23 protein-coding genes, 1 tRNA gene and 1 riboswitch are annotated in these 22412 nt (G+C 59.4%); of the genes, 6 read left to right on the forward strand and 18 right to left on the reverse strand.

Translation table 11 applies throughout. The features are described from left to right. Positions 1 to 54 precede the first annotated feature (54 nt). Together AB4O01_RS27260 and AB4O01_RS27265 are read left to right on the forward strand one after the other, a co-directional pair. Positions 55 to 210 (forward strand): KGG domain-containing protein, encoded by a 156-nt coding sequence (locus AB4O01_RS27260; protein ID WP_007911485.1) that lies wholly within the window; start codon positions 55 to 57, stop codon positions 208 to 210. Positions 211 to 286: 76 nt separating this feature from the next. Further along, a complete protein-coding gene (locus tag AB4O01_RS27265; protein ID WP_116254485.1) occupies positions 287 to 790 on the forward strand; it encodes a DUF4142 domain-containing protein in 504 nt (167 codons plus the stop codon). An 82-nt stretch (positions 791 to 872) separates the two neighbouring features. On the opposite strand, the gene AB4O01_RS27270 is transcribed toward AB4O01_RS27265, so the two are convergent. After that, positions 873 to 1283 (reverse strand): low affinity iron permease family protein, encoded by a 411-nt coding sequence (locus tag AB4O01_RS27270; protein WP_460090097.1) that lies wholly within the window; start codon positions 1281 to 1283, stop codon positions 873 to 875. Positions 1284 to 1448: 165 nt separating this feature from the next. Here AB4O01_RS27270 and tam point away from each other — a divergent pair, with 165 nt between their 5' ends. Continuing rightward, positions 1449 to 2219, forward strand: a complete 771-nt coding sequence (gene tam, locus AB4O01_RS27275) for a trans-aconitate 2-methyltransferase (protein WP_186623799.1) — start codon at positions 1449 to 1451, stop codon at positions 2217 to 2219. A 189-nt stretch (positions 2220 to 2408) separates the two neighbouring features. Here the strand turns inward: tam and AB4O01_RS27280 are convergent, their stop codons facing one another. Continuing rightward, a complete protein-coding gene (locus AB4O01_RS27280; protein ID WP_460090098.1) occupies positions 2409 to 3146 on the reverse strand; it encodes a class I SAM-dependent methyltransferase in 738 nt (245 codons plus the stop codon). Positions 3147 to 3718: 572 nt separating this feature from the next. Here AB4O01_RS27280 and AB4O01_RS27285 point away from each other — a divergent pair. Further along, positions 3719 to 4081 (forward strand): DUF6124 family protein, encoded by a 363-nt coding sequence (locus AB4O01_RS27285; RefSeq protein ID WP_093438463.1) that lies wholly within the window; start codon positions 3719 to 3721, stop codon positions 4079 to 4081. A gap of 76 nt (positions 4082 to 4157) precedes the next feature. Here the strand turns inward: AB4O01_RS27285 and AB4O01_RS27290 are convergent, their stop codons facing one another. From AB4O01_RS27290 to AB4O01_RS27365, 16 genes are all read right to left on the reverse strand, one after another. Continuing rightward, positions 4158 to 5417, reverse strand: a complete 1260-nt coding sequence (locus AB4O01_RS27290; RefSeq protein WP_460090099.1) for a type II toxin-antitoxin system HipA family toxin — start codon at positions 5415 to 5417, stop codon at positions 4158 to 4160. Continuing rightward, complete coding sequence (locus AB4O01_RS27295; protein ID WP_007911474.1) at positions 5410 to 5727, reverse strand: helix-turn-helix domain-containing protein; 318 nt, start codon at positions 5725 to 5727, stop codon at positions 5410 to 5412. The genes AB4O01_RS27290 and AB4O01_RS27295 overlap by 8 nt, the downstream gene beginning before the upstream one ends. Before the next feature lie 143 nt (positions 5728 to 5870). After that, positions 5871 to 6278 (reverse strand): type II toxin-antitoxin system HicB family antitoxin, encoded by a 408-nt coding sequence (locus AB4O01_RS27300; RefSeq protein WP_137218087.1) that lies wholly within the window; start codon positions 6276 to 6278, stop codon positions 5871 to 5873. A gap of 36 nt (positions 6279 to 6314) precedes the next feature. Further along, on the reverse strand, positions 6315 to 6476 hold the full coding sequence (locus AB4O01_RS27305) for a type II toxin-antitoxin system HicA family toxin (protein ID WP_320337446.1): 162 nt from the start codon (positions 6474 to 6476) through the stop codon (positions 6315 to 6317). Positions 6477 to 6700: 224 nt separating this feature from the next. Continuing rightward, a tRNA-Gly gene (locus tag AB4O01_RS27310) sits at positions 6701 to 6774 on the reverse strand. Between the two features lie 158 nt (positions 6775 to 6932). Then, positions 6933 to 7817 (reverse strand): alpha/beta fold hydrolase, encoded by an 885-nt coding sequence (locus tag AB4O01_RS27315; protein WP_064119706.1) that lies wholly within the window; start codon positions 7815 to 7817, stop codon positions 6933 to 6935. A 316-nt stretch (positions 7818 to 8133) separates the two neighbouring features. After that, complete coding sequence (locus AB4O01_RS27320; RefSeq protein ID WP_116254479.1) at positions 8134 to 8826, reverse strand: pseudouridine synthase; 693 nt, start codon at positions 8824 to 8826, stop codon at positions 8134 to 8136. 33 nt (positions 8827 to 8859) lie between these two features. Next, complete coding sequence (locus tag AB4O01_RS27325; protein WP_064119704.1) at positions 8860 to 9090, reverse strand: cysteine-rich CWC family protein; 231 nt, start codon at positions 9088 to 9090, stop codon at positions 8860 to 8862. Continuing rightward, positions 9083 to 10570, reverse strand: a complete 1488-nt coding sequence (locus AB4O01_RS27330; RefSeq protein ID WP_093438442.1) for a sensor domain-containing diguanylate cyclase — start codon at positions 10568 to 10570, stop codon at positions 9083 to 9085. The genes AB4O01_RS27325 and AB4O01_RS27330 overlap by 8 nt, the downstream gene beginning before the upstream one ends. A gap of 640 nt (positions 10571 to 11210) precedes the next feature. Next, the gene (gene atzF / locus AB4O01_RS27335; protein WP_460090101.1) at positions 11211 to 12983 is read right to left on the reverse strand and encodes an allophanate hydrolase; all 1773 of its coding nucleotides are present in this window, start codon (positions 12981 to 12983) and stop codon (positions 11211 to 11213) included. 24 nt (positions 12984 to 13007) lie between these two features. Then, the gene (gene uca, locus AB4O01_RS27340) at positions 13008 to 16655 is read right to left on the reverse strand and encodes an urea carboxylase (RefSeq protein ID WP_460090102.1); all 3648 of its coding nucleotides are present in this window, start codon (positions 16653 to 16655) and stop codon (positions 13008 to 13010) included. A 277-nt stretch (positions 16656 to 16932) separates the two neighbouring features. Next, entirely contained in the window at positions 16933 to 17574 is a 642-nt protein-coding gene (locus tag AB4O01_RS27345) for an urea amidolyase associated protein UAAP2 (protein WP_077571511.1), read from the reverse strand. Positions 17575 to 17585: 11 nt separating this feature from the next. Next, positions 17586 to 18311 carry an urea amidolyase associated protein UAAP1 gene (locus tag AB4O01_RS27350; RefSeq protein ID WP_460092321.1) on the reverse strand — a complete coding sequence of 242 codons (726 nt, stop codon included), beginning with the start codon at positions 18309 to 18311 and terminating at the stop codon, positions 17586 to 17588. A 25-nt stretch (positions 18312 to 18336) separates the two neighbouring features. Continuing rightward, positions 18337 to 19125, reverse strand: coding sequence for an ABC transporter ATP-binding protein (locus AB4O01_RS27355; protein ID WP_077571512.1), 789 nt, complete (start codon positions 19123 to 19125; stop codon positions 18337 to 18339). Continuing rightward, entirely contained in the window at positions 19122 to 19937 is an 816-nt protein-coding gene (locus AB4O01_RS27360; RefSeq protein ID WP_077571513.1) for an ABC transporter permease, read from the reverse strand. Before AB4O01_RS27360 ends, AB4O01_RS27355 begins: the two co-directional genes overlap by 4 nt. Positions 19938 to 19955: 18 nt before the next feature. Next, a complete protein-coding gene (locus AB4O01_RS27365) occupies positions 19956 to 21023 on the reverse strand; it encodes a putative urea ABC transporter substrate-binding protein (RefSeq protein WP_093438419.1) in 1068 nt (355 codons plus the stop codon). A gap of 63 nt (positions 21024 to 21086) precedes the next feature. After that, positions 21087 to 21187: riboswitch (guanidine-I (ykkC/yxkD leader) on the reverse strand. A gap of 283 nt (positions 21188 to 21470) precedes the next feature. On the opposite strand from AB4O01_RS27365, the gene AB4O01_RS27370 reads away from it, so the two are divergent. Both AB4O01_RS27370 and AB4O01_RS27375 read left to right on the forward strand, forming a co-directional pair. After that, positions 21471 to 21734, forward strand: a complete 264-nt coding sequence (locus AB4O01_RS27370) for a hypothetical protein (protein WP_460090105.1) — start codon at positions 21471 to 21473, stop codon at positions 21732 to 21734. Positions 21735 to 21914: 180 nt separating this feature from the next. Then, on the forward strand, positions 21915 to 22322 hold the full coding sequence (locus AB4O01_RS27375; RefSeq protein WP_460090106.1) for a hypothetical protein: 408 nt from the start codon (positions 21915 to 21917) through the stop codon (positions 22320 to 22322). Positions 22323 to 22412 lie beyond the last annotated feature (90 nt).

The raw sequence follows: 22412 nt of genomic DNA on the forward strand, positions 1-22412 counted from the left end.
CTCAATCTAGGCGGGCACCTGCTCGCCACGATCATTACCAAGAGGTAGAGAATCATGCCTAATTCAAGAAACTCGAACTCGGGAAACTTCGCCAACGATCGAACGAAGGCCTCTGAAGCAGGTCGCAAAGGTGGGAAAACCACCACAACGACTGTCGACAAAGAGCCAAAACCAGACATGGGCCGCAAGCCCGCTCAGAAATCGAAGTAGTCGGTGAAGGTAGTTTTGATTGAGAGGCGGGGGCGTAAGCTCCCGCTTGAATTTCGCTAGGAAGGAGGGCGCGACCATGAGCCGGATGGCCACCCGTGTACGCATTATGAGTTTTGCATCGCTGTTGGGTCTGTTTGCCAGCAGTGCTTTTGCCCAGTCGCCCGCCGATTTCATCAACGATGCCTCGGCCAAAGGCATGGCCGACATCGAGGCCAGTCGTCTGGCCCACAGCAAGGCCGAATCGAAAGAGGTCAAGGACTACACCATCGTCGTCATCAACGACCGCACAACGGCCAACCAGCATCTGGCGAAAATCGCCAAGAAGCTTGATCTGCCGGTCGCGCCTCGTGAAGAACTGGCCGACAAGGCCAAAGAACTGATGCCGCCAGTGACCGACGGCGCCTCCTTCGATCAGGCCTATGCCGCCAGTCAGGTCAAAGCCACCGAGGAGGCCATCGAGCAGATTCAGCAGGAAGCGCAGACCACCGACGTGCCGGAGATCAAAGCCTTCGCCGATGAGACACTGCCTAAACTGCAAAGCCATCTGGAGATGGCCCGCCAGTTACAGGCCAGTCGCTAACTGCAAAAGATCGCAGCCTTCGGTAGCTCCTACTCAATCCCTGTAGGAGCTGCCGAAGGCTGCGATCTTTTGCTTTCAATCCTCAACACTCATTTAAATCCTGCTTCGACTTACTCTTCTCGCCCAATCCCTCAAGATTGAATACCTCACTCTCGCCCAGCGAGCGGTAGTGTCTGCGCAACGCCTCCAACTGCTTCAAATCCAGCGCCTCCAGCCCGAGCATCGCGTTCTGCGCTTCTTTGGTCACCAACAGCAATTCATCGATTTTCAAATGAAGAATGTCGGTGTCGCGGTTCTGCGTGTTCTGAATCAGGAACACCATCAGGAAGGTGATGATGGTGGTTGAGGTGTTGATGATCAGTTGCCAGGTGTCGTTGTAATCAAAGATCGGCCCGCACAACCCCCACACTCCGATCAGGATCAATGCTCCCATAAAGGTCTTTGGACTGCCCGCCCACAAAGCGAGCTTCTGGGAAATCTTTGCGAATTTCATGGCCGTTTTCCTTATTGGGACGAGTCTTGAAATTCAGACATCTGCGGCTGGTGGAAAATTCTAATTACAAATCCGCCCACGTCACTGGACGTTGGTAGGGCAGGCAGACGCGCCAGATAGCGGTATCGTGACCAACCGCTGGAATGCCCCCGACAGGAGAACGCAATGAGTTGGTCCGCCAAGCAATACGTCGCTTTCGAAGATGAACGCACCCGCCCGGCCCGCGATCTGCTGGCGGCGATACCCGCGGCTGAAGCGCGAACAGTGGTCGATATCGGTTGCGGTCCCGGCAACTCCACGGAATTGCTGGTACAGCGTTTTCACGGGGCGAAGGTCAGCGGGCTGGACAGCTCGGCAGACATGATCGACGCGGCTCGCAAGCGCTTGCCGGATTTGCGCTTTGATGTCGCCGAGATTGATCAGTGGGCCGATGCCGGGCCGTTCGATGTGATCTTCGCCAACGCCGTGTTGCAGTGGGTGCCGGATCACGCGACGTTGCTGCCGGCGTTGGCCAGCAAGTTGTCCGCAGGTGGCAGCCTGGCGATCCAGATGCCGGACAATCTTAATGAACCATCCCATCGCTTGATGCGTGAAGTCGCCGCGAATGGTCCATGGGCGAGCAAGCTTTCAGGCGCTGCGGGGCAGCGTACCGACATGGCGAGTGCCAGCGATTATTTCTCGATGCTGCGGCCACACTGTGCGCGGGTCGATGTGTGGCGCACCACCTATCACCATCAGCTGTCTGGCGGGGCGGCGGGGGTGGTGGAGTGGTTCAAGGGCAGCGGGTTGATTCCGTTTTTGAGTCCGCTGACCGAGGCGGAAAAGGCGCAGTACCTGGAGCAGTATCTGGCGGAGGTTGAGAAGGCTTATCCGGCATTGGCGGATGGCTCGGTGTTGTTGCCATTTCCACGATTGTTTATCGTCGCGACGCGCTGAAATGAGCTGGACGTGTTGTTCGGCTGGAGATTTCGGGTGCGTTTTCGGACGGGCCCCTCACCCCAGCCCTCTCCCGAGGGAGAGGGAGCCGACCGGTGTTGTATTCGAAACCGGAGTTCGGCTCGATATTTCAGGTCGGCGTAACCCTAGAGAACAACTCGGTCAGTCCCCTCTCCCTTTGGGAGAGGGTTAGGGTGAGGGCTTCTGCACCGCCACCAACATCATCATCGGCCGCTCCCGCTCTTCTGCCAGCGCCGGTTGCGCCGCCACTTCAGCATCGCTCGGCCCCCATTCATTGACATGTCGAATCGTGAACCCTGCGTCGATCAGCGAATTGAGCAATGTCCCGACCGTACGATGCTGCTTGATCACTCCCTCGGCCAACCAGTTCGTAACCCGCTCACCCTCCAACTGATAGCTGTCCAGCGGCCAACGCTTGTTACCTTCACTATCCACCAACCAGCCCGGATTACGCGGCGCCATGAAGATTGGATGCTCAATGGAAAACACAAAGTGCGAACCCGGTTTCAGCGCCGTGTACAGGCGCGCAAACAGCCCCGGCAAATCCTTGATGTAATGCAGCGCCAGCGAGCTGTAAGCCAGATCGAAACTGCAAGCGGGCAGGTCGAGCTGTTCCAGGTCGGCGCGCTCATAACGAATGTTCGCCGCCGTCGTGGTCTCCCGCGCCCGCTCCAGCATCTTCTCCGAGACATCAAGTCCCAAGACACTGGCGGCGCCATTCTCAAGCGCCCAGCGACTGAACCAGCCATAACCGCAGCCCAGATCCACCACGTTCAGGCCGTGCATGGAGGGCAACAGCGCCTTGAGCGCTGGCCACTCCGGCGCCGCGTCGAGGCCGCCGATGGAACGGTTCATCTGGCTGTAGCCTTGAAAGAATTCGGGATCGTCGTAAATGTTTTGCGTCATGGTGAATGGCTCTTTTGAGTTCGATCGTCAGCGGCAAATTGGCCGCGATTGGAGTCCCTCTAAAGTGATGGCGCGTATTCGTCGATGGCCGCGCAGGGGGAGGGTGGTGGGTGATGAGGAAATGCTAGTTGGTCGGGTGGGAGGTGGAAACCGGTGGAGTGTTATGGATCTGTAATGTCGGGGAGATCGCTATATTTTATCGCCGCGTAAACGTCTTCCGAGCGAAGTGTTTAAAGGCGTGCAGTGTTACGTCCTGAAGCCTACAAATCCTTGCGCCGTTGCCTACCGCTACGCCAGAATCCGCCGGCTTGTGCGCCTTTGGGGCAGTCGGTAACTTGGTTCGCGTCACTGATTTCCAGTGATCGGGTTTAGTAGCCCGGCATCCTCAATCTAAATAGCTGCATGAGTACCACTCAGTCAGGCGAATGCCTGCACCTGATGGTGGCTGTGCGCATGGCGCCCTCGGGTGCGCCGGATTTGGATTGGGGTCCGGTCTACTAACTTGCGCACAGCTGCCACCCATCCGTTTAGTAGCGAGATCGGTTGCGGCCTTACGAAAAGGTCTCAATCCAATGTTCAAAGTTACGCCCAATCCGCCGGAAACCGATCCGGCATCCCCCTACGAATCACCCAACTCAAAGAAATTCCACGAAGCCGCCGAACGCGCCCTCGACCACTATCTAAGCCCCACGGCCAGAATCATGGGTTCCACTCACGAACCCGAACCGATGTACCTCGCCAACCCTGCCTACGACACCGAGTCTCTGCTGGCCAACGCCAGCGAAACCCTCGGCTCGGCCACCACCATGCTCAACAACTTCGCCGCGCTGCTCGACACCTCACACCGCAAGACTGCACTCGGCATCGCGCAGGTCGTCATGTTGGGGGAATTGGCGGTGAATCAGGCACTGGATAAGGTTGTGCCGGCGGGTTAACTCGATCGCCTTAAGAAGCCAAAGAAACCGGCCAATGAGTGCCGGTTTCTCAAGACTGCTACTTGGCAGCACGAACTCAGGCAAGTAGCCCGATGTTGTGGTCGATGCGTTGTTGAATGGTGTGCAAGGTTTCCTGGGTGATCACGCCTGGATACAAACTTTCAGCCATGGCTGAGAATCGGCTAGCTACCTCGCAAAATCGGTCAATGATGTCGGCGGCCGTAGCGGCGTTTACTTCAGCCTCCACTGCAAGGTTGAGCAGGTGTTCTCTTCCAATTTCCAAGGCTTCACCCATCACGTCCATCTGGTGATAGCCTCCCGGCCCCTCGCAGAAAGTGACGTCATAGGCCGGCGCTAATTTCCAGTCTCCGCCAGGCGACATGATGTAAGCAAAGTTCTTCGGATGGTCGTCTCGGTTATTGAATGCGACATTGAAGACGACCCGCTCAAACGCTACGGCTTTCTCTCGTACGTCATTGCTGCACTTATGAGTCGCACGCAAGAAGTTGACGTAGTCCAGCGCCCCTGGGGATCTGAAGTCCGCACCGGTAAAGGCTGCAAGACTCTGCATGGGCACCCGCAAGTCGTTTTGTCGGTCAAAGCGTTTGGTGGCAAAAGCGGCCATTCCTTCAGACAGGCTGAAATAACGAGTGTCAGGGGTTTGGATACCGCACAAGCGTAAACATTCGGCATAGACCATTTCGATGGCGCACACCTCGGGATGTTCTTGCTGAGCCGGAAACTTCACCAACCAGGCTTCGAAACCGGGAGTGGCAGCCGTAGTAAAGGCGTCAGTGTGCGGATCGCGATACACCAGCGCTTTGGGTCGGGCGCCCTGTGGAGAGCCTCCGACCAGTAGCAGCTTCTGGAGAAGCTCTCCACCTTTACCTTTGAGTACCTCCTGCACTTCGGATGCGAGCAAGTCGATGGGAACATGCATTTGCGTTTCCAGCGCCTCGGGTGCAACAGGTTCAAACGACATGGCCCCCATGGCATTGTTGCCAATGTAGGCTAGCCGCTCCAAGGGGCCTATGCGCGCGGGGTTGAGGCCTCGACGTTTGAACAATCGGTCCATCAGCAACATGCCCCAGCCATCTGGCAGCGAGTCATAAACCGGCCCAGGCAGTCCCAGCTGATGTGACGGGAAATCCCGGTTTAACCTGGCTCCCTGTAATGGAAGCCTCAAGGAGGAGAGTTCCAGCCCTCTGTTTTTTGCCTCATCGCTGTACTCAAACATGACCTGCGGGCGACCGGTCAGGGCTTTCGTCGAAGCAAGTGTGCCCCACCGCCAACGTTCCCCCCAGCCCTCGTAGTAGACGTCAACTTGTTCAAGCATTGTCGGCTTTCCTTTTGATGCGATGACGCTTGGCCGTTTTTTCGTAGCGAATGATATCGTCCAGAGTTTCGAGCCTTGGCAGAAACAACCCTTCGAGTTCCTTTTCGCGCCCGAGAACCATCGCCACTCGCACCATGTTGTCGAAACTCACATTACGACCGGCTTCAAGGTTTGACACCGTATTCGTCGCAATGCCCGCGCGAGCGGCCACGTCTGCCTGTGTCATCTCCAAAGCCAATCGTTCTGTGCGCAGGCGGTGGCAAATCCGTTTGACGATCTCGCTCGCGGTAGTGAGGCTTAAATCCAGCATGTCGTGTGTACCGTCGGCGTTCAGTTTTGATTGTCAGTACACAATATACTGTGGATTAAGCCTGAAAATATAATTTAACTCACAAGAAAATGTAATTAGGTTTAATGGTTAGGATAGGCCAGCACGGGTTGACGCGCCAAGGTTCAACCCTGCTGCAAAACTTTCAGAGCCGCCGACGCCAGAAAGCCCGAGCGGCTTTTCTCTTCCGGGTGATGCAACACATACTCATCAATGCGGTTGAGCAAGTGCCCCGGCAAAGTGATGTTGAGTTTCTGGGCTTTACCCAAGTACTTCACGACATCTATATCGACCACGGCCCATGCACATCCTGCGTACTTCGGATTAGCGACGTTCACGCCAAGTTTGCTCGCAGCCGGGATCGGCGCACCGTCCTCAGCCAAAATTTCGAAATGCCCCTCGATGGCTTCGCGAGCCATGGCGACGGCATCATCCAGATCATCGCCAGCCGAAAAGCAGCCCGGAATGTCCGGCACCTCCACGCCCCAGGCGTGTTCCTCATCACCTATTGAAATCGCAATCGGGTAGAGCATATTCGTTTCCTCCTTCGTGCCGATGACCTGAACAAGTCAGAGCAGCGCTTGTTGCAAAATACTGATGGCCGTTTTCTTCAACAGATTTTTCTTCGGATGCGGCACAGTGACCTGTCCAGGCTTGACTGGTTGTTTGAAGTGATGGTGGCTGCCTCTGACCCGCACTAAAGACCAACCGTCTGCGACGAGCTGGCCTATACCTACTTGGCTTTTGTGATCAACACTATAACCACCAAGTGGTCATTGTCCGTCATTCGGCTCAGAGGTTTGAATCCCCAAGGATTCAGAGTGTGTTGCAGGTTTTTGCATTGTTTCGAAATGCAGCATCGGATTTTTTCAGGCACAAAAAAACCGGCCATCAAGGCCGGTTTTTTCTGTTCCTGCATCCCCCGTCAAAAAACACAACGTGAGACAAAATTGAGTGGAGCGGGTAGAGGGAATCGAACCCTCGTCGGAAGCTTGGGAAGCTACTGTTCTACCATTAAACTATACCCGCTCAGAGCGGCTGACTTTGTACCAGACTCGGCCACGGATTTGAAGTTTTTCTTTTACTCATGAACGCTTTGAATCACTGAAAACGGTCAATCGCGGGCGAGCACTGCGGTGCGTAAAGCAAAATCCCAGCCCCACAGCCTCGCTCGCAACGACACCCTTTCAAATAGCCAATGCATGTTGATCCTGAACAAACGAGTAACGCGTTCGGCTGGTCTGCTGTGCCGGTTTCAGAAAGCCAAGCAAGGCGTTCTGGCTATCGCGGCAGGCCGCCTTGTGTTCCATGTCGAGGAAGTGCCCTGTGGCCTGCAGCGTGGTAAATGTGCTCTGCGCTACGTGGTTGCCGAACAGGCGTGCATCTTCGGCTGCGGTGTACTCGTCCCATTCGCCGTTTAGAAACAGCACTGGCACGTTGATCTTTTTCGCTGCATTCAGATAGCACTGCCGATCGCTGTGCAGCACGTCGCTGATGTGGAAGTGCATCTGCCCGTATTCGTGCTCGGCGAGGCTGCTGACGTGGCGATAGTTGAAGCGTTTGAACAACGACGGCAGGTGTTTGCCGATGGTGTTGTTGACCAGATGGCCGACGCGGTCGCCGTCGCGCTGGCCGAGGTAGTCGACACCGCGTTCGAGGTAATCGAGCATGTGCGCGTTGATCACTGGCGAGAACGAGCTGATCACCGCCCGTTCGATGCGCCGTGGCTGGTGGGCGAGGGCGACCAGGGTCGCGGCGCCGCCCCAGGAGAACGAGAGCACGTGTTCGGCGGCGAAGTGGTCGATCAGCTCGAGCAGAATCTGCCCTTCGACGTCCTTCGTCAGATGTTTCTCGTGGCGATTGTGGGCTTTTGACCGGCCCGCGTAGGGCTGGTCGTAGCAGACCACGTTGAATTGCGGGTGCAGGTTTTTCACAGTCTGTGCAAACGACGCAGTCGTGGCCATCGAGCCGTTGACCAGGATGATGGTCTTTTCTGCGGCGTCTGCGCGATAGAACTCCGTGTAAACCCGATACTGACCCTGTATATCCAGCACAGCGATTTCTGGCCTCATGTCATAAGACTCCTGGCAAGCAAGCGGGTATGCGCGCAAATAGAGATTGCACGAGCTTTGTGACAGGTAGGCATACGCCTGGAATTTGCTTGGCCCATGTCGATCCATGACTGCGGTCGACGGGTATTGTTATTGGCGGGCAGTCTGCCGGCTGAGGCGGAGCCTTGAAGGCTCTCTACCGGCAAAAAGTTTCTTGGATGTCTGTTGTGACTCATCGGTCACAATCTGGCCGACGTCCTGATTCAAGCAGGGGAGTAGGGATCGCGCAAGTGCCGTTGGTAAATTGTTCGACAACTTCTGCTGAGCGGTCGCGGGCTTAGAACAAATGGATCTCTTCGGTGCGCAAAGCGCGGTACTCGCCCGGTTTTAGCGCGTTATCGAGGTGTAGAAGGCCCATCGATTCGCGGTGCAGGCGCAGGACTTTGTTGTTGAAGAAACCAAACATGCGCTTCACCTGATGGTAGCGACCTTCGACGATGCTCAGCCGCGCCGAGCGTGGGCCGAGCAGCTCCAGGTGCGCCGGCTGCGTGGTCAGGTCTTCGAAGGCGAAGTAGATCCCCTCGGCAAAAGTACTCGCATAGTGCGCGCCAATCTCCTGCTCGGTCTCGACGTAGTAGACCTTTGGCAGTTTGGTCTGCGGCTGGGTCAAGCGGCGCGACCACGCGCCGTCGTTGGTGATCAGCATCAGGCCGGTGGTGTTGAAGTCCAGTCGTCCGGCGATGTGCAGGTCGTCCTTGTCCGGCTCATCGATCAGGTCGAGCACGGTGGGATGCTGCGGATCGCGGGTGGCGCTGACGCAGCCCGGCGGTTTGTGCAGCATGAAATAGCGTGCCGCTTTGCCGCTTTGCAGGACTTCGTCATCGACTTCGACACGGCTGAATTCCAGCACTTCGCTGTGCGGATCGCTGACGACTTTTCCGTCAATCCGCACGCGCTTTTCCACCAGCAACAGACGAACCTGCTGACGGTTGTAGCGGGGCAGGTTGCTGAGGAAACGGTCGACACGCATGTTCAGAGTTCAGTAAATGAAGGGGCGCGCATCTTACGGGATCGGCCGCTTGGCCGCTTGCAGTTGCGCCTCGACTTGCGCGCAACGCGGGCACAGGCAGGATTGGTTGCGCAGTTCTGGCGGCAGCGCTTCAAGCACGGCCGGATCGATGCTCACGCCATAGCACCAGCATTCGCGGTCGGCGGTGCGCGGGTCGGCCAGACTGCAGTCGTTGCGGGCGCCGCAGGCCGGGCAATGGTCGGGTTTAACGTCGGAATCAGGCATAAGTCGAGTGAGGCATTTCCACGCAGGTGCGGTTGCGGCCGGTTTGTTTGGCTCGGTACATCGCATGATCGGCCCGCGACAGCAGGCTGTGCAAGGTGTCATCGCGTTGCAGGGTGGTGGCGCCGATGCTCACCGTCAGATTGAGGCTGTGGCCGTCGTAGGCATATTCGTGTTGTTCGACGTGTTGGCGGATCTTTTCGGCAATTTTCTGACCGGTATCGCCGTCGGTGTCCTTCAGTAAAACGATAAATTCCTCACCACCCCAGCGGCAGACAATGTCGGCATGGCGCAGGCAACTTTGCAGATCGCGGGCGAAACCGATCAGCACCTGATCGCCGGCCATGTGCCCGTAGGTGTCGTTCAACACTTTGAAGTGATCGAGGTCGAGCAGCAACGCGGTTAAAGGTTTGGTCTCGCGTCGGGCTTCGTGCAGGGCCTGCGCGGCGAGAATATCGAAGCCTCGGCGGTTGGGCAGCTCGGTGAGGCTGTCGAGTATGGCCTGCGCCTGGATTTTGCTTTGGTAGCGCTTGATCACGCGGTTGAGCAGCGCCAGCACAATCAGCGTCACCAGCAGGCAGATCAGTAGATTCAGATACAGCGACTGGCGGATCTCACTCAGCGCGCCGTCTTCGCGTTTATCGACAAACAGATACCAGTTCAACTCAGGAATAAACCGCACGTTGAGAAAGTGCCCCTGGCCGTGGGCGGAGTATTCGTAGCTGCCGCTGTGCGGTTTCGGCAACTGGCTGACCAGGCTTTTCATGCTCTCCAGTTCACTCAGGCTCTGACCGATGTGCGCGCTTTCAGGCCCGCCTTCGGCGCCGGTCAGGACCAACCGGCCAAAGGTGTCGACGAAGTACACGCTGCGTTGATAGCGCTGTTGATACTTGTCGATCAGCTTGATCACCGCGTCCACGGTCAGACCGACCCCGGCCGCGCCGATGAAGCGGTTGTGGTAGTCGTAAACCTTGTAGTTGATGAAGAAGGTCAGGTTGTCCTTGTTGGCCAGATCCGGGTCGACGTTGATCTCGTACGGATCCTTCATGTCGCGCACGCGGAAGTACCAGGCGTCGCGCGGTTCATCGACCTTGACCTGCTTGAGCACGCCTTTGGCGTGGTAGTAGGTGTGGGTGCTGTTGGAGACGAAAAACGCGGTGTAGGCGCCGTAGTGGGTCATGACCTCGTCGAGGTAGCGGGTCATCTGCTCGGGGTTTTGTTCGCCGTTGACCACCCAGTCGCGCATGAAGGTGTCGCGGGACATCATCGAGGAAATCAGAATCGGCCGGACCAGGTCTTTCTGGATTTCCGAGTACACCGTATCGGACGTCAGCGGCAGTTCAGTGTTGACGATGTTGTCGCGGATCGACTCGCGGGAGGCGTAGTAGCTGAGCAACGACGTGGCGAGGAAACCGGCGCCGAGCAGGGCGATCAGCGTCAGGACCAGTGAGCGTTGCGAGTACAGGGGAGAACGAAGCGGCATGGCAGTTCCGTTGGCAGTGGCCCGATGGCGTGCATTCTAGTGGGATGGCCGGGAAAAGCCTGCGGGATTTATGCCTGAAATGGCGGGGGATATGACGTAGAGGGTGTGTCAGAAGGATAGCTCCCTCACCCCAGCCCTCTCCCGGAGGGAGAGGGAGCTAGATTGTGGTGATTTCAAAAAGTGTGTTCGGCTCGGTATCACCGAATGGCAACCACCTGACAAACACCTCGGTCAGTCCCCTCTCCCTCCGGGAGAGGGCTAGGGTGAGGGTTGGTTTCTGGATCAGTTCCAAGTTTCAAGATGCGCCCGCCATCCCACTCCCGGAGGGAGAGGGAGCTAGATTGTGGTGATTTCAAAAAGTGTGTTCGGCTCGGTATCACCGAATGGCAACCACCTGACAAACACCCCGGTCAGTCCCCTCTCCCTCCGGGAGAGGGCTAGGGTGAGGGTTGGTTTCTGGACCAGCTCCGAGTTTCAAGATGCGCCCGCCATCCCACTCCCGGAGGGAGAGGGAGCTAGATTGTGGTGATTTCAAAAAGTGTGTTCGGCTCGGTATCACCGAATGGCAACCACCTGACAAACACCTCGGTCAGTCCCCTCTCCCTCCGGGAGAGGGCTAGGGTGAGGGCTGGTTTCTGGATCAGTTCCGAGTCTCAAGATACGCCCGCCATCCCCCCAAATGGCTGATGTCCAGCGCACCCTCCAGACCATACGGCTCGCAGATAAACCCGCTCTCCCAACGTCCGTCCGCCAGTTGCACTTTGCCCAGTCCCAGCGGCGCCGGAATCCCGGTGAGGAACGAACCCAACTCACTGCTCGGCAATTCCCACACCTCCACCGCAATCGCCACACCGCCATCCTTGACCCGCACCATCCCCGGCCGCAATGGCGGGCCGCCGGCCAACGCATACAGTTGATAGTCCGGCGAACTCAATGTCGTTTCCAACAAGCGCCCACCTCGCTGAGTCAGTTGCCAATTCAACGCCAACCCTTGCAGATGCGCGCCACACACCACAATGCGTGCGCGATCATGACGTGCAACGTTCGCCGGTGTCGGCAGGTCGGAATCCAGCTGACGCTGCAGCGCATCGGCCACGCTCAGCAGGTATTGATCGGTGAACGCCCGGCCAAACAGCGTCACGCCCCACGGCAAACCGTTGGCCATGAACGCGCTCGGCACGGCGACGGCGGCGTAGTCGAGCAGGTTCATGAAGTTGGTGTAGTAACCCAGTTCGGAGTTGCGCAGCACCGGTTCGGCGTGCAGTTCGGCCAGCGTCACCGCACGGCCGATGGTCGGGCTCAGCACGCAGTCGAGGCCTTCGAGGGCCTTATCGCACAGGGCTTTCAGGGCTTGCAGCCGATACTGCGCACGGAAGATCTGCACGCCGCTCACCGCCGGGGCTTTCGCCAGCACGGCTCGAATCACCGGTAACACCGCTTCGGGATTCTGCTCCATCAACTCACCCGCCACGCTATAGCGCTCGGCAACCCACGGCCCTTCGTAAAGCAGGCGCGCGGCTTCAAGGAAGGGCGACAGATCCAGTTCGACCGCTTCGCCACCCAAGGCTTTGAGCCGGTCGATGGTATCGCCGAACAACAACGGGCCTTCGACGCAGCCGAAAAACTCAAGGTCCTGCGCGCGCGGCACGCCGAAACGAAACGCCCGTGGCGCACCAAACGCCGAGCCGTCATTCCACGATGGATTGCGGCGGCTGTATTCGTCGCGCGGATCTAGTTTGGCGGTCAGCGCCAGCAACTGACTGGCCTCACGCGCTGTGGCGGTGAACGTGGTCACGCAATCCAGCGTGCGGCAAGCCGGCAGCACGCCGGCCGTGGAGATCAGCCCTTTGCTCGCCTTCAACCCGACCAGATTGTTCAGCGCCGCCGGCACCCGACCGGAGCCTGCGGTGTCGGTGCCCAAGGCAAAACTCGCCACGCCCAATGCCACCGCCAGCGACGAACCGGCGCTGGAACCGCCGGACGGATATTCCGTCAGCACACTGTTCGGGCATGCGCCATAAGGCGAGCGGCTGCCATTGAGGCCCGTGGCAAATTGATCGAGATTGGTCTTGCCCAGTGGAATCGCGCCCAAGGCGATCAACTGCTCGACGATGGTCGCCGAGCGTTCCGGCACATAAGCAAAGTCCGGACACGCGGCGGTGGTCGCAATCCCCGCCAGATCAATGTTGTCTTTGATCGCAAACGGCACGCCGTACAGCGGCAGGTTGTCGAGGTCACGACCGTCGAGGGCGGCAAGATACGGCTCCAGTTCGGCGACGCTGAGCAGATGAATGAACAGGTGATAATCCGGGTTCAGCGCGGCGGCTTTTTCCCGTAGTTTCAGCAGCAGTTGACGCGGTGTGGTGTCGCCATTGCGATAGGCCTGGCGCAGTACATCGAGTTGCAGATTCATCAGTTGATCCTTATCCAATTGGCTTCAGTCGAGTGCCAGCACCACGACGCGTTGTCCGGCGCGCACTGCTGAACCGGGCTGCACGCGGATCTCGCGCACCACCCCGGCCAGCGGCGCGAGTACTGGGATCTCCATCTTCATCGACTCGAGAATCACCAGCACATCGCCCGCCGCGACACGGCTGCCGGCCTCGACCTGCACCTGCCAGAGATTGCCGGCAATGTGGCTGTCGACGCTGTGTTCACCGTCGGCCAGTGGCGCATCCTCGGTCGATTCCGGCACGGCTTCTTCGCTGTCGAAATGCGCCTGACCGCTGGCGATCCAGCGTTCGCGTTCGGCGTTGAAGGCACCCTGTTGCTGGGCACGAAAGGCACTGATGCCTTCGGCTTCGCGATTGAGAAAAGCCTGATAATCGGCAAGGTTGAGCTGGCTGTGTTCGATGTTGAGATCGAAACGCCCCAGCGGAAAATCGCGGCGGATGCGCAGCAGTTCTTCGGCGCTGACCGGGTAGAAACGAATCTGATCGAAGAAGCGCAGCAGCCACGGTTTGCCATCGAACGCAGCGACTTCGCGGTAGCGATTCCACATCTGCAAGGTGCGCCCGACAAACTGATAACCGCCGGGGCCTTCCATGCCGTACACACACATGTAGGCGCCGCCGATGCCCACCGAGTTTTCAGCGGTCCAGGTGCGTGCCGGGTTGTATTTGGTCGTCACCAAACGATGGCGCGGATCCAGCGGCGTGGCGACTGGCGCTCCGAGGTAAACGTCGCCAAGGCCCATCACTAGATAGCTGGCATCGAACACCGTGCGCTGTACTTCGTCGAGATTCGGCAGGTCGTTGATGCGGCGGATGAACTCCAGATTGCTCGGGCACCACGGCGCGTCCTTACGTACGGTGGTCATGTATTTCTCGATGGCCAACTGGCAAGCCGGGTCGTCCCAGGACAGCGGCAAATGCACGATGCGTGACGGTACTTGCAGGTCGCTGGCGGCACACACCGCGTCCCACTCGCCAGCGATGATGCCGAGCAGATCGGCCAGCGGCAGTTGCTCGGGCTGGTAGTGGATTTGCAGCGAGCGAATGCCGGGGGTGAGGTCGATCACGCCGTGCAGGGTTTTGTTTTCCAGTGCCTGCATCAGGGCGTGGGCGCGGAAGCGCAGAACCAGATTGAGTTCCGGCTCGCCGATTTCCAGCAACAGATGAGTATCCCCGGAGACCCGTGCAACAAGCCGCCGATCCCCCTGACCCAAATCCAGCACCACAGGCGACATCAAACCCTGTGGGAGCGAGCTTGCTCGCGAATGCGGTGTGTCAGACACATCAATGTTGACTGACACGGCCTTTTCGCGAGCAAGCTCGCTCCCACAGGGGAGATCCCATTTCAAGGCGAGATCGCGGGCGGTCTTGAGGTCGACAGGAATGAACTGGATTTTATCGCCCGCCTTGAGCTGCCCAAGCTGCCAAAGATCCGCTTCGATCACCGTCACCGGGCACACGAATCCGCCAAGGCTCGGGCCATCCGGGCCGAGGATCACCGGCATATCCCCGGTGAAATCCACCGCGCCAATGGCATACGGATTGTCGTGAATGTTCGACGGATGCAACCCCGCCTCGCCACCGTCGGCCCGCACCCATTCCGGCTTCGGCCCGATCAGCCGGACACCGGTGCGGCTGGAGTTGAAATGCACTTCCCACTGAGTTTGAAAAAAAGTGCTGATGTAGTTTTCAGTGAAGTATTCCGGTGCCGCGTGCGGGCCGTAGATCACGCGGATCTGCCGCACCGCCGGCAACGCGGTGATGTGCTGCTCGGCCAGTTGCTGACCCGCACTGCGGTCCTTCAGCGCAGCGATATGCAACACATCCCCGGCACGCAACGCCCGACCACCGTGCCCACCAAACTGACCCAGAGTGAAAGTACTTTTGCTGCCCAGGTAATCCGGCACCTGCAAGCCACCGCGCAGACACAGATAACTGCGTGCCCCGGCGCCGCTGATGCTGCCCAGATGCAACGTCGCGCCAGCGGGGATCAGCAACGTGGTGTTCATCGGCACGCTTTCCCCCTCAAGCGTCAGGCCAATCGGCGCCCCCGTCACCGCGACCACCGCCGCACAATTGAAGCGCAGCAAAGGTCCGCTCATGGTGATTTCCAGCGCCGCCGCACCTTCAGGATTGCCGAGCAGACGATTGCCCAGACGCAATGCACGGCTGTCCATCGGCCCCGACGGCGGCACACCGACCGCCCAGTAGCCGAGGCGACCGGGATAGTCCTGCACACTGGTTTGCGTGCCGGCGCTGAGCACTTCGAAAGTGTTGGCGCGATAGATCAGACCTTCCAGACAACGGGTCCACGGCTCACCGCTGGCGAATGGCGTGTCGAGCAAAATCTGCCGCAGGTAATCACGGTTGGTTTCCACACCGTACAACAGACTTTCGCCCAGCGCTTTATGCAGCTCGGCGCGCGCCTGTTCGCGAGTCGGCGCCCAGGTGATGACCTTGGCGATCATCGGGTCGAAGTACGGCGGGATCTCGCAACCGGCCTCGACCCAGGTATCGATGCGCAGTTGAATGCCGTTGGCCGGCGGAAACTCCACCGCCGTCAGCAGGCCCGGGCTCGGCTGGAAATCGCGCCCCGGATCTTCCGCATACAACCGCGCCTGAATCGCATGGCCCTCGGGTTGCAAACCACATATGAGTTCGCTCAGCGGCGGCAGCTCACCCGCCGCCAGCTCAACCATCCAGCGCACCAGATCGACGCCCCAGACTTGTTCAGTGACGCCGTGCTCGACCTGCAAACGCGTGTTCACTTCGAGAAAGTAAAAACGCTGCGCCTCGCTGTCGAAGACGAATTCCACGGTTCCGGCGCTGCGGTAGTTCACCGCTTTCGCCAGCTTGATCGCCGCTGCGCACAGCTCTTCGGCCATTCCGTCCGGCAGGTTCGGCGCCGGGGTTTCTTCGAGGACTTTCTGATTGCGCCGCTGCACCGAGCAGTCGCGCACGCCGAGGGCGATGACTTCACCGCGACCGTCACCGAACACCTGCACTTCCAGATGCCGGGCGCGCTGGATGTACTTCTCGATGAACACACCGGCGTCGCTGAAATTGTTCTGGCCGAGACGTTTTACCGCTTCGAAGGATTCGCTCAATTCACTGGCGCTGCGGCACACGCGCATGCCGATGCCGCCACCGCCGGCGGTGCTTTTCAGCATCACCGGGTAGCCGACCTGTTCGCCGGCAATCAGCGCGGCGTCGAGGCTGTCGAGCAGTTCGGTGCCTTCGAGCATGGGCACGCCGTGCTGTTTGGCCAGCGCACGGGCGGTGTGCTTGAGACCGAATACGCGCAGTTGTTCCGGCGTCGGGCCGATGAAAGCGATGTTGTGCGCTGCGCAGGCTTCGGCGAACGCGGCGTTCTCCGAGAGAAACCCGTAACCGGGATGGATCGCCGTGGCGCCGCTTTGCTTGGCGATGGCGAGAATTTTGTCGACCGCCAGATACGTGCCGGCAGCGGCGCCTTCACCGAGGCTGTGCGCTTCATCGGCGTGCAGAATGTGCAGGCTGGCGGCGTCGGCTTCGGAATACACGGCCACGCCTTTGACCTGCAGTGAAGCGAGGGTGCGCAGGATGCGGCAGGCGATGGCGCCACGGTTGGCGATGAGGACTTTTTCGAACATGGCATAACCCCTGAAGGGGAAGCGGGCCGTCCCGCCGTTTTTCGACAGACATCCGGGCCGTCCCGGATGAAAAAACACTTCAGATCACCACCGATCCCTTGTAGGAGTGAGCCTGCTCGCGATAGCGTCGGATCAGTCAAAACTGATGTGTCTGACCCACCGCTATCGCGAGCAGGCTCACTCCTACAATTGGGTCTGTGGTGGTTTCACTTTTTCAGGCACTGCCCGGAACGCGCCTGGCACAGTGCAAACAACCAACGGCGTAAACGGCGGATAGTCAGTTCCATACCAGTAGCTCCGCAGGTGTCGGGTTATAGGCGTTGCACGGGTTGTTCAACTGCGGGCAGTTGGAAATCAGCACGATCACGTCCATCTCCGCGCGTAAATCGACGTACTTGCCCGGCGCCGAAATCCCGTCCTCGAAGGTCAGCCCGCCATCCGCCGTCACCGGCACATTCATGAAGAAATTGATGTTCGGCCCGATGTCGCTTTTGCCCAGTCGCCCATCATGGGCACAAGCGCGCAGGTAGTTGTCGCGGCAGCTGTGCATGTAGCGTTTTTCCAGGGCGTAGCGCACGGTGTTGCTCTCTTGTGCACAGGCACCGCCGAGGGTGTCGTGGCGTCCGCAAGTGTCGGCGACGATGGTCAGCATCGCGTGGCCGAGGTTGGAATACAGCACGCTGCCGGTGCTCAGGTAGACGCTGTTCTGCCGACGCAAGGTGCGCTGCACGTCGTAGCGTTCCTTGGGATTGGCGAGGCTGTAGAACAACGTATCGATGGCCTGATTACCTTCCAGATCGAGGATGCGCAGGGTCTGGCCGGCCTTGACCTCCATCAGCCAGGGTTCACCGGCCGGGATCGTGGCGCGGTACACCGCTGTGTCGGGTTGGTGTTGCGAAGTGGCGATAGCAACTGACATGGCAGCGATCCTCAGGCGAACAAACGGTCGGTATTGATAAAGCCGCGCTCATTTTCGGGGCGCGAGGTGCGGCAGTGTTCGGCGACGCTGGCGTCGGCGTTCATCCAGCTCAGCTTCAGTGGTTTCGGTGCGTATTCCGGCGCCGGATCCATCGGGTGCTGCAGCGCAGTGAGCACCACCAGTGTGTCCATCGGCGCGTACAGTTCGATGTAATCGCCGGCCTTGGAATTGCCTTCGACGAAGTGGAAACGCCCGGCCTCGTCGACGTTGACGCGACTGAACAGATTGAGCGTCATCAATAGGTCGGAGAGGCCCAGGCCCCACTTGCCGAGTTCCACCAGCAGGTTGTCGGTACCGTTGCGGAAGAAGCCGTTGCGCAGTTCCTGATAGCGGCCCTGACCGTACTTCTGCGCGACTTCTTCGGCGCAGAGCACGCCGCCGAGGCTGTCGCTCCAGCCGCAGGTGTCGGTGGTGATCGCGGCGAGGACGCGGCCCATGTCCGAGTACAGGCAATGGCCACTGGTGAGCTTGGCGGTGTGTTGGCATTTGAGGCTGTCGGGCAGGGTTAGCCGTTCGGTTTTTTCATTGGCGTTGAGCAGGGTCAGGCTGACGTTGGCGCCGCCGCGCAGGTCGGTCAGGCGCAGCAATTGACCGCGCTTCAACACGAAAGAGCGATGGCCGCCGCCGGGAAGCATTTCTTCGGCGAAGGGTGGGAACAGTTGGGTCGAATCAGTCATCGGCTTATTCATCGGAGCAGTCCTCTCAAGCGGTGCGAAGGGCACCTGCCAGTGGCAACGGCAGGGCGTCGACGGCGGCGCGTTGGGCGCGGCGGTCGCTGTTCAAAGGGATGTCGTAGGTGATGCGCGCGCCATAGGCGCCGGGGGCGTGCGGGTCGAGGCGAACCTTGTCGAACACCAGCAGACGCGTGCCGAGGCTGAAGCCTTCGGACAGGTCATGGGTGACCATGAACACCGTCAGTTTGGTTTCGCGCCACAGCTCCAGCAGCAAGGCGTGCATGTCTTTGCGGATGCCCGGATCGAGCGCGCCGAACGGTTCGTCGAGCAGCAGCACGCGCGGTTTCATGATCAGTGCCTGGGCAATCGCCAGCCGTTGCTGCATGCCGCCGGACAGCTGCGCCGGGTACTTGTCCAGCGCATGGCCGAGGCCAACTTTATTCAGCAATGCTGCCGCTTGTTCGCGAGCTTCACGTTTGGCGCTGCCGAACAGCCGACCGAGCAATGGCGCACGCGGCAGTTCGAGGCCGAGGGCGACGTTGTCGAGCACGCTCAAATGCGGGAACACCGAGTAGCGCTGGAACACCACGCCACGGCTGGCATCCGGCTCGCTGGCGAGCGCTTGGCCGTCGAGCAGAATCTCGCCGCGACTCGCCGTTTCCTGGCCGAGCAGCAGACGCAGGAAGGTCGATTTGCCGCAACCGGACGCGCCGACCAAGGTGCAGAATTCACCTTCGTTGACGCTCAGGTTCAAGCCTTCCAGCACCACCTGATCGGCGTATTGCTGCCAGACGTTTTTCACGGTGATGAAGCTCATTTGGCCGCCCCCTCATACCAAGGGAATGCGCGACGGGTCAGGTATTTCAGGCCCCAATCCATCAGCCAGGCGAGGAGGGTGATCCACACCACATACGGCAGGATCACGTCCATCGCCAGATAACGCCGGACCAGAAAAATCCGGTAGCCGAGGCCGTCGGTGGAGGCGATCGCTTCGGCGGCAATCAGGAACAGCCATGCCGAACCGAGCATCAGCCGCAACGAGATCAACAAACGCGGCAACAGCTGCGGCAGCACTACGCGCAGCATCAACGTCCAGGTCGAGGCGCCGAGGGTCTGCGCCTTGATCAGCAGTTCGACGGGGATTTCCCGGGCACGCTGTTCAAGGTCGCGAGCGAGCGCCGGGGTGATGCCGATCACGATCAGCATGACCTTCGACAACTCGCCCAGACCGAACACGATGAACAGAATTGGCAGGATCGCCAGCGGTGGCACCATCGACAGCACTGTCAGCAGCGGCGACAACGGCGCACCGAACAGCGGCAACGTGCCGGCAGCGATGCCCAGGCACAGCCCGGCCAGCGCGGCGATGCCAAGGCCGATAGCCAGACGCCGCAGGCTGGAAGCCGTGTCCTGCCATAACAGGTAGTCACCGGTGCGACTGTCGGCATTGAAGGCCAGGCGTTTGACCGCGTCGGTCATCTGTACGGCGCTCGGCAGCAGTTTGTCGTTGGGGTTGTCCGCCAGGCGCTCGGCCGAGCCCATGAAGTAGGCGAACAGCAGCAGAGCGAACGGCAGGATCACCAACAACAGGCGACTCGGGCGATCCGGGTGGCGATTGATCAGGCGCATGGCCAAATCCTCCGTGGCTTACAGCTTGGCGTCGGCGGCCATCTGCACGTAGGTCGGATCGAAACGCAGCTTGAGGTTGCCGGTATCGCCACTGGTCACGCCGTTGGCGAAGGCCATGCCGACCGCGCTGGTGTCTTTCGCGCCTTCGCCGAGCAAGCCGTGCTGGAAGGAGAACTCGGCGACCTTGCGCATGGTTTCCGGCAGTTGTTTGCTGTTGGCGAAACTCAGCGCTTCGCTCGGGGTGGCGAACAGTTTGGTGGTGTCGAGTTGCGCCTGGAATCCGGCCAGATCGGTGCCCGAGGCCTTGGCCATGTGCTCCAGCGCAGTCTTGCTCGCGGCGTTCTTGGCGTTCATCAGTTCGACCACTTCGAACCACGCGCCGGTCAGTGCTTTGCCCAGCGCCGGGTTGTCTTTGAGCGTGGCGCTGTTGACCACCATCATGTCCATGATCTCGCCGGGAATCTGGCTGGAGTTGAACACTTCGGTCACCCCCGGTTTGGCCTTGATGTCCGAGAGCATCGGGTTCCAGGTAGTGACGGCGTTGACCTGTTCGGTGTTGAAAGCGGCGGAGATATCGGCGTCGGAAGTGTTGACCACTTTCAGGTCTTTTTCGGTCAGATCGACCGAGTCCAGCGCGCGAGCCAGCAGGTAGTGCGAGACCGACAGTTCGACCAGATTGACGTCCATGCCCTTGAGGTCGGCGACTTTTTTGCCGTCGCCCTTGAGGACGATGCCGTCGTTGCCGTTTGAGAAATCGCTGACGATCAGCGCGGTGCTGTCGACACCGCCGGCGGCCGGAATGGTCAGCGCATCCATGTTAGTCATGGTGCAACCGTCGAACTGGCCGGCGGTGTACTGGTTGATCGATTCGACGTAGTCGTTGAGCTGCACGACGTCGATCTTGATCCCGTATTTCTTCGCCCATTTGTCGACAATGCCCTGGCTGCCGGCGTATTCCCATGGCATCCAGCCAGCGTAAATCGTCCAGCAGACGCTGAAATGGTCTTTCTGTGCGGCGAAGGATTGGCTGCTGATGAGCGCGGCGAAGGCGGCGGCGAGCAGGGCGGGCAAACGTAGTCGGGTCATGGTGGATTCTCCAGTTGATCAAGGGCGGACAGGAAGGCAACGCGGCACCGCGAACGGTGGCTTGTCTCCCGGGCTTTTGTCCCGCCGTGTAACCTCAACTGGAGGTCGCCAACTCTCGGACCAGCCACTCGCGATTGCGAGCCGGAACCCTAGTCAGCCATTGCAAATTGTGGTGCCGCGAACCTGTGATGACTCCTGCACGGGTTTGCTAAAGCGAGACGCGTGCCAAGTTGCGTCAGGCGCTCTGGCACGGGCGCGCGGGTTGCCTAGGGTTGGTGGCGAAGCTGCTGGGGCGCTTTGAGTTGGTGCGCGGCTGCACCGTGATGCAGCGTGTTTGCCGCTGATCCGATGGTTTTGCGCTGTTGGCACTCGGTCTGGTTTTGCCAGTCAAAACAGATGTCAGCCGGTCTGTGCCGACTGCTGTCGCGGGTCTTTCAGGAGGCCGCCATGCTTATTCAAAAAACATTGCGAAGGGTGCTGCTGGGAGCGGTGCTCGGTTTGGGTCTGTCCGGTTGTTACTACTACGTCGGACCCTACGATGCTTATCCGTCTACCTACTACTATCCCGGCTATTACTCACCTTATTCCTACGGTGGTTATTACGCTCCGCGCTACTACGGCGGCGCGCGTTATTACCACGGTGGCTACGGCTATCGAGGCGGTTACGGACGGGGTTATCACGGCGGCGGATATCACGGTGGCCACCATTGATCAGCGGCTGAATGACAGCGTTTTCCAAATGAACAGGATTTCATCAATCACTTGTTTCAACTTGTTGCAGGAACGCACCAGATGCCGAAAACGCTGTCTGATTTTTCGACAGTCACCGATTAAATGACTGTCGCCTGCCAGCGTCGCTGGTGTGGCCAACCCGCGGTCCAGGAGGCCGCCATGTATAGACGAATTCTTCTACTTGCTGCGATGATGTTTTCCGTTGCCGGTTGCGTCCCGTACTCCTACGCGGACTCGTATTACAGCTCAGAGGTCTACACATCACCCGCACCGGCCTACTACAACTCTGGCGGCACGTATTACAACGGTGGCAGCACGTATTACGCGCAGCCTCGCTACTACCAGCCAGCCCCGCGGTATTACCAGCAACCGCGCTATTACCAATCGGCGCCGCGTTACTACCAGCCGGCTCCACGTTATTACGAAAGCCGTCGCTGGCACGACAACGATCGCGGGCGTTGGGATGGCCATCGTCGCGGCGGTTGGGATAACGATCACCGCGGTCGCGGCAACTACGACCGACACAGCGGGCGTGGCGACCATAACGGACGTGGCAACCGCTGGTAGATCCACGCAAATGAAAGCGGCGCAATTAGCGCCGCTTTTTTATGCCCGGGGAATATCGTCAGGATTAAGGCGCCACTGTACAGCACACCC

Source organism: Pseudomonas sp. S2_E02 (assembly GCF_054668355.1).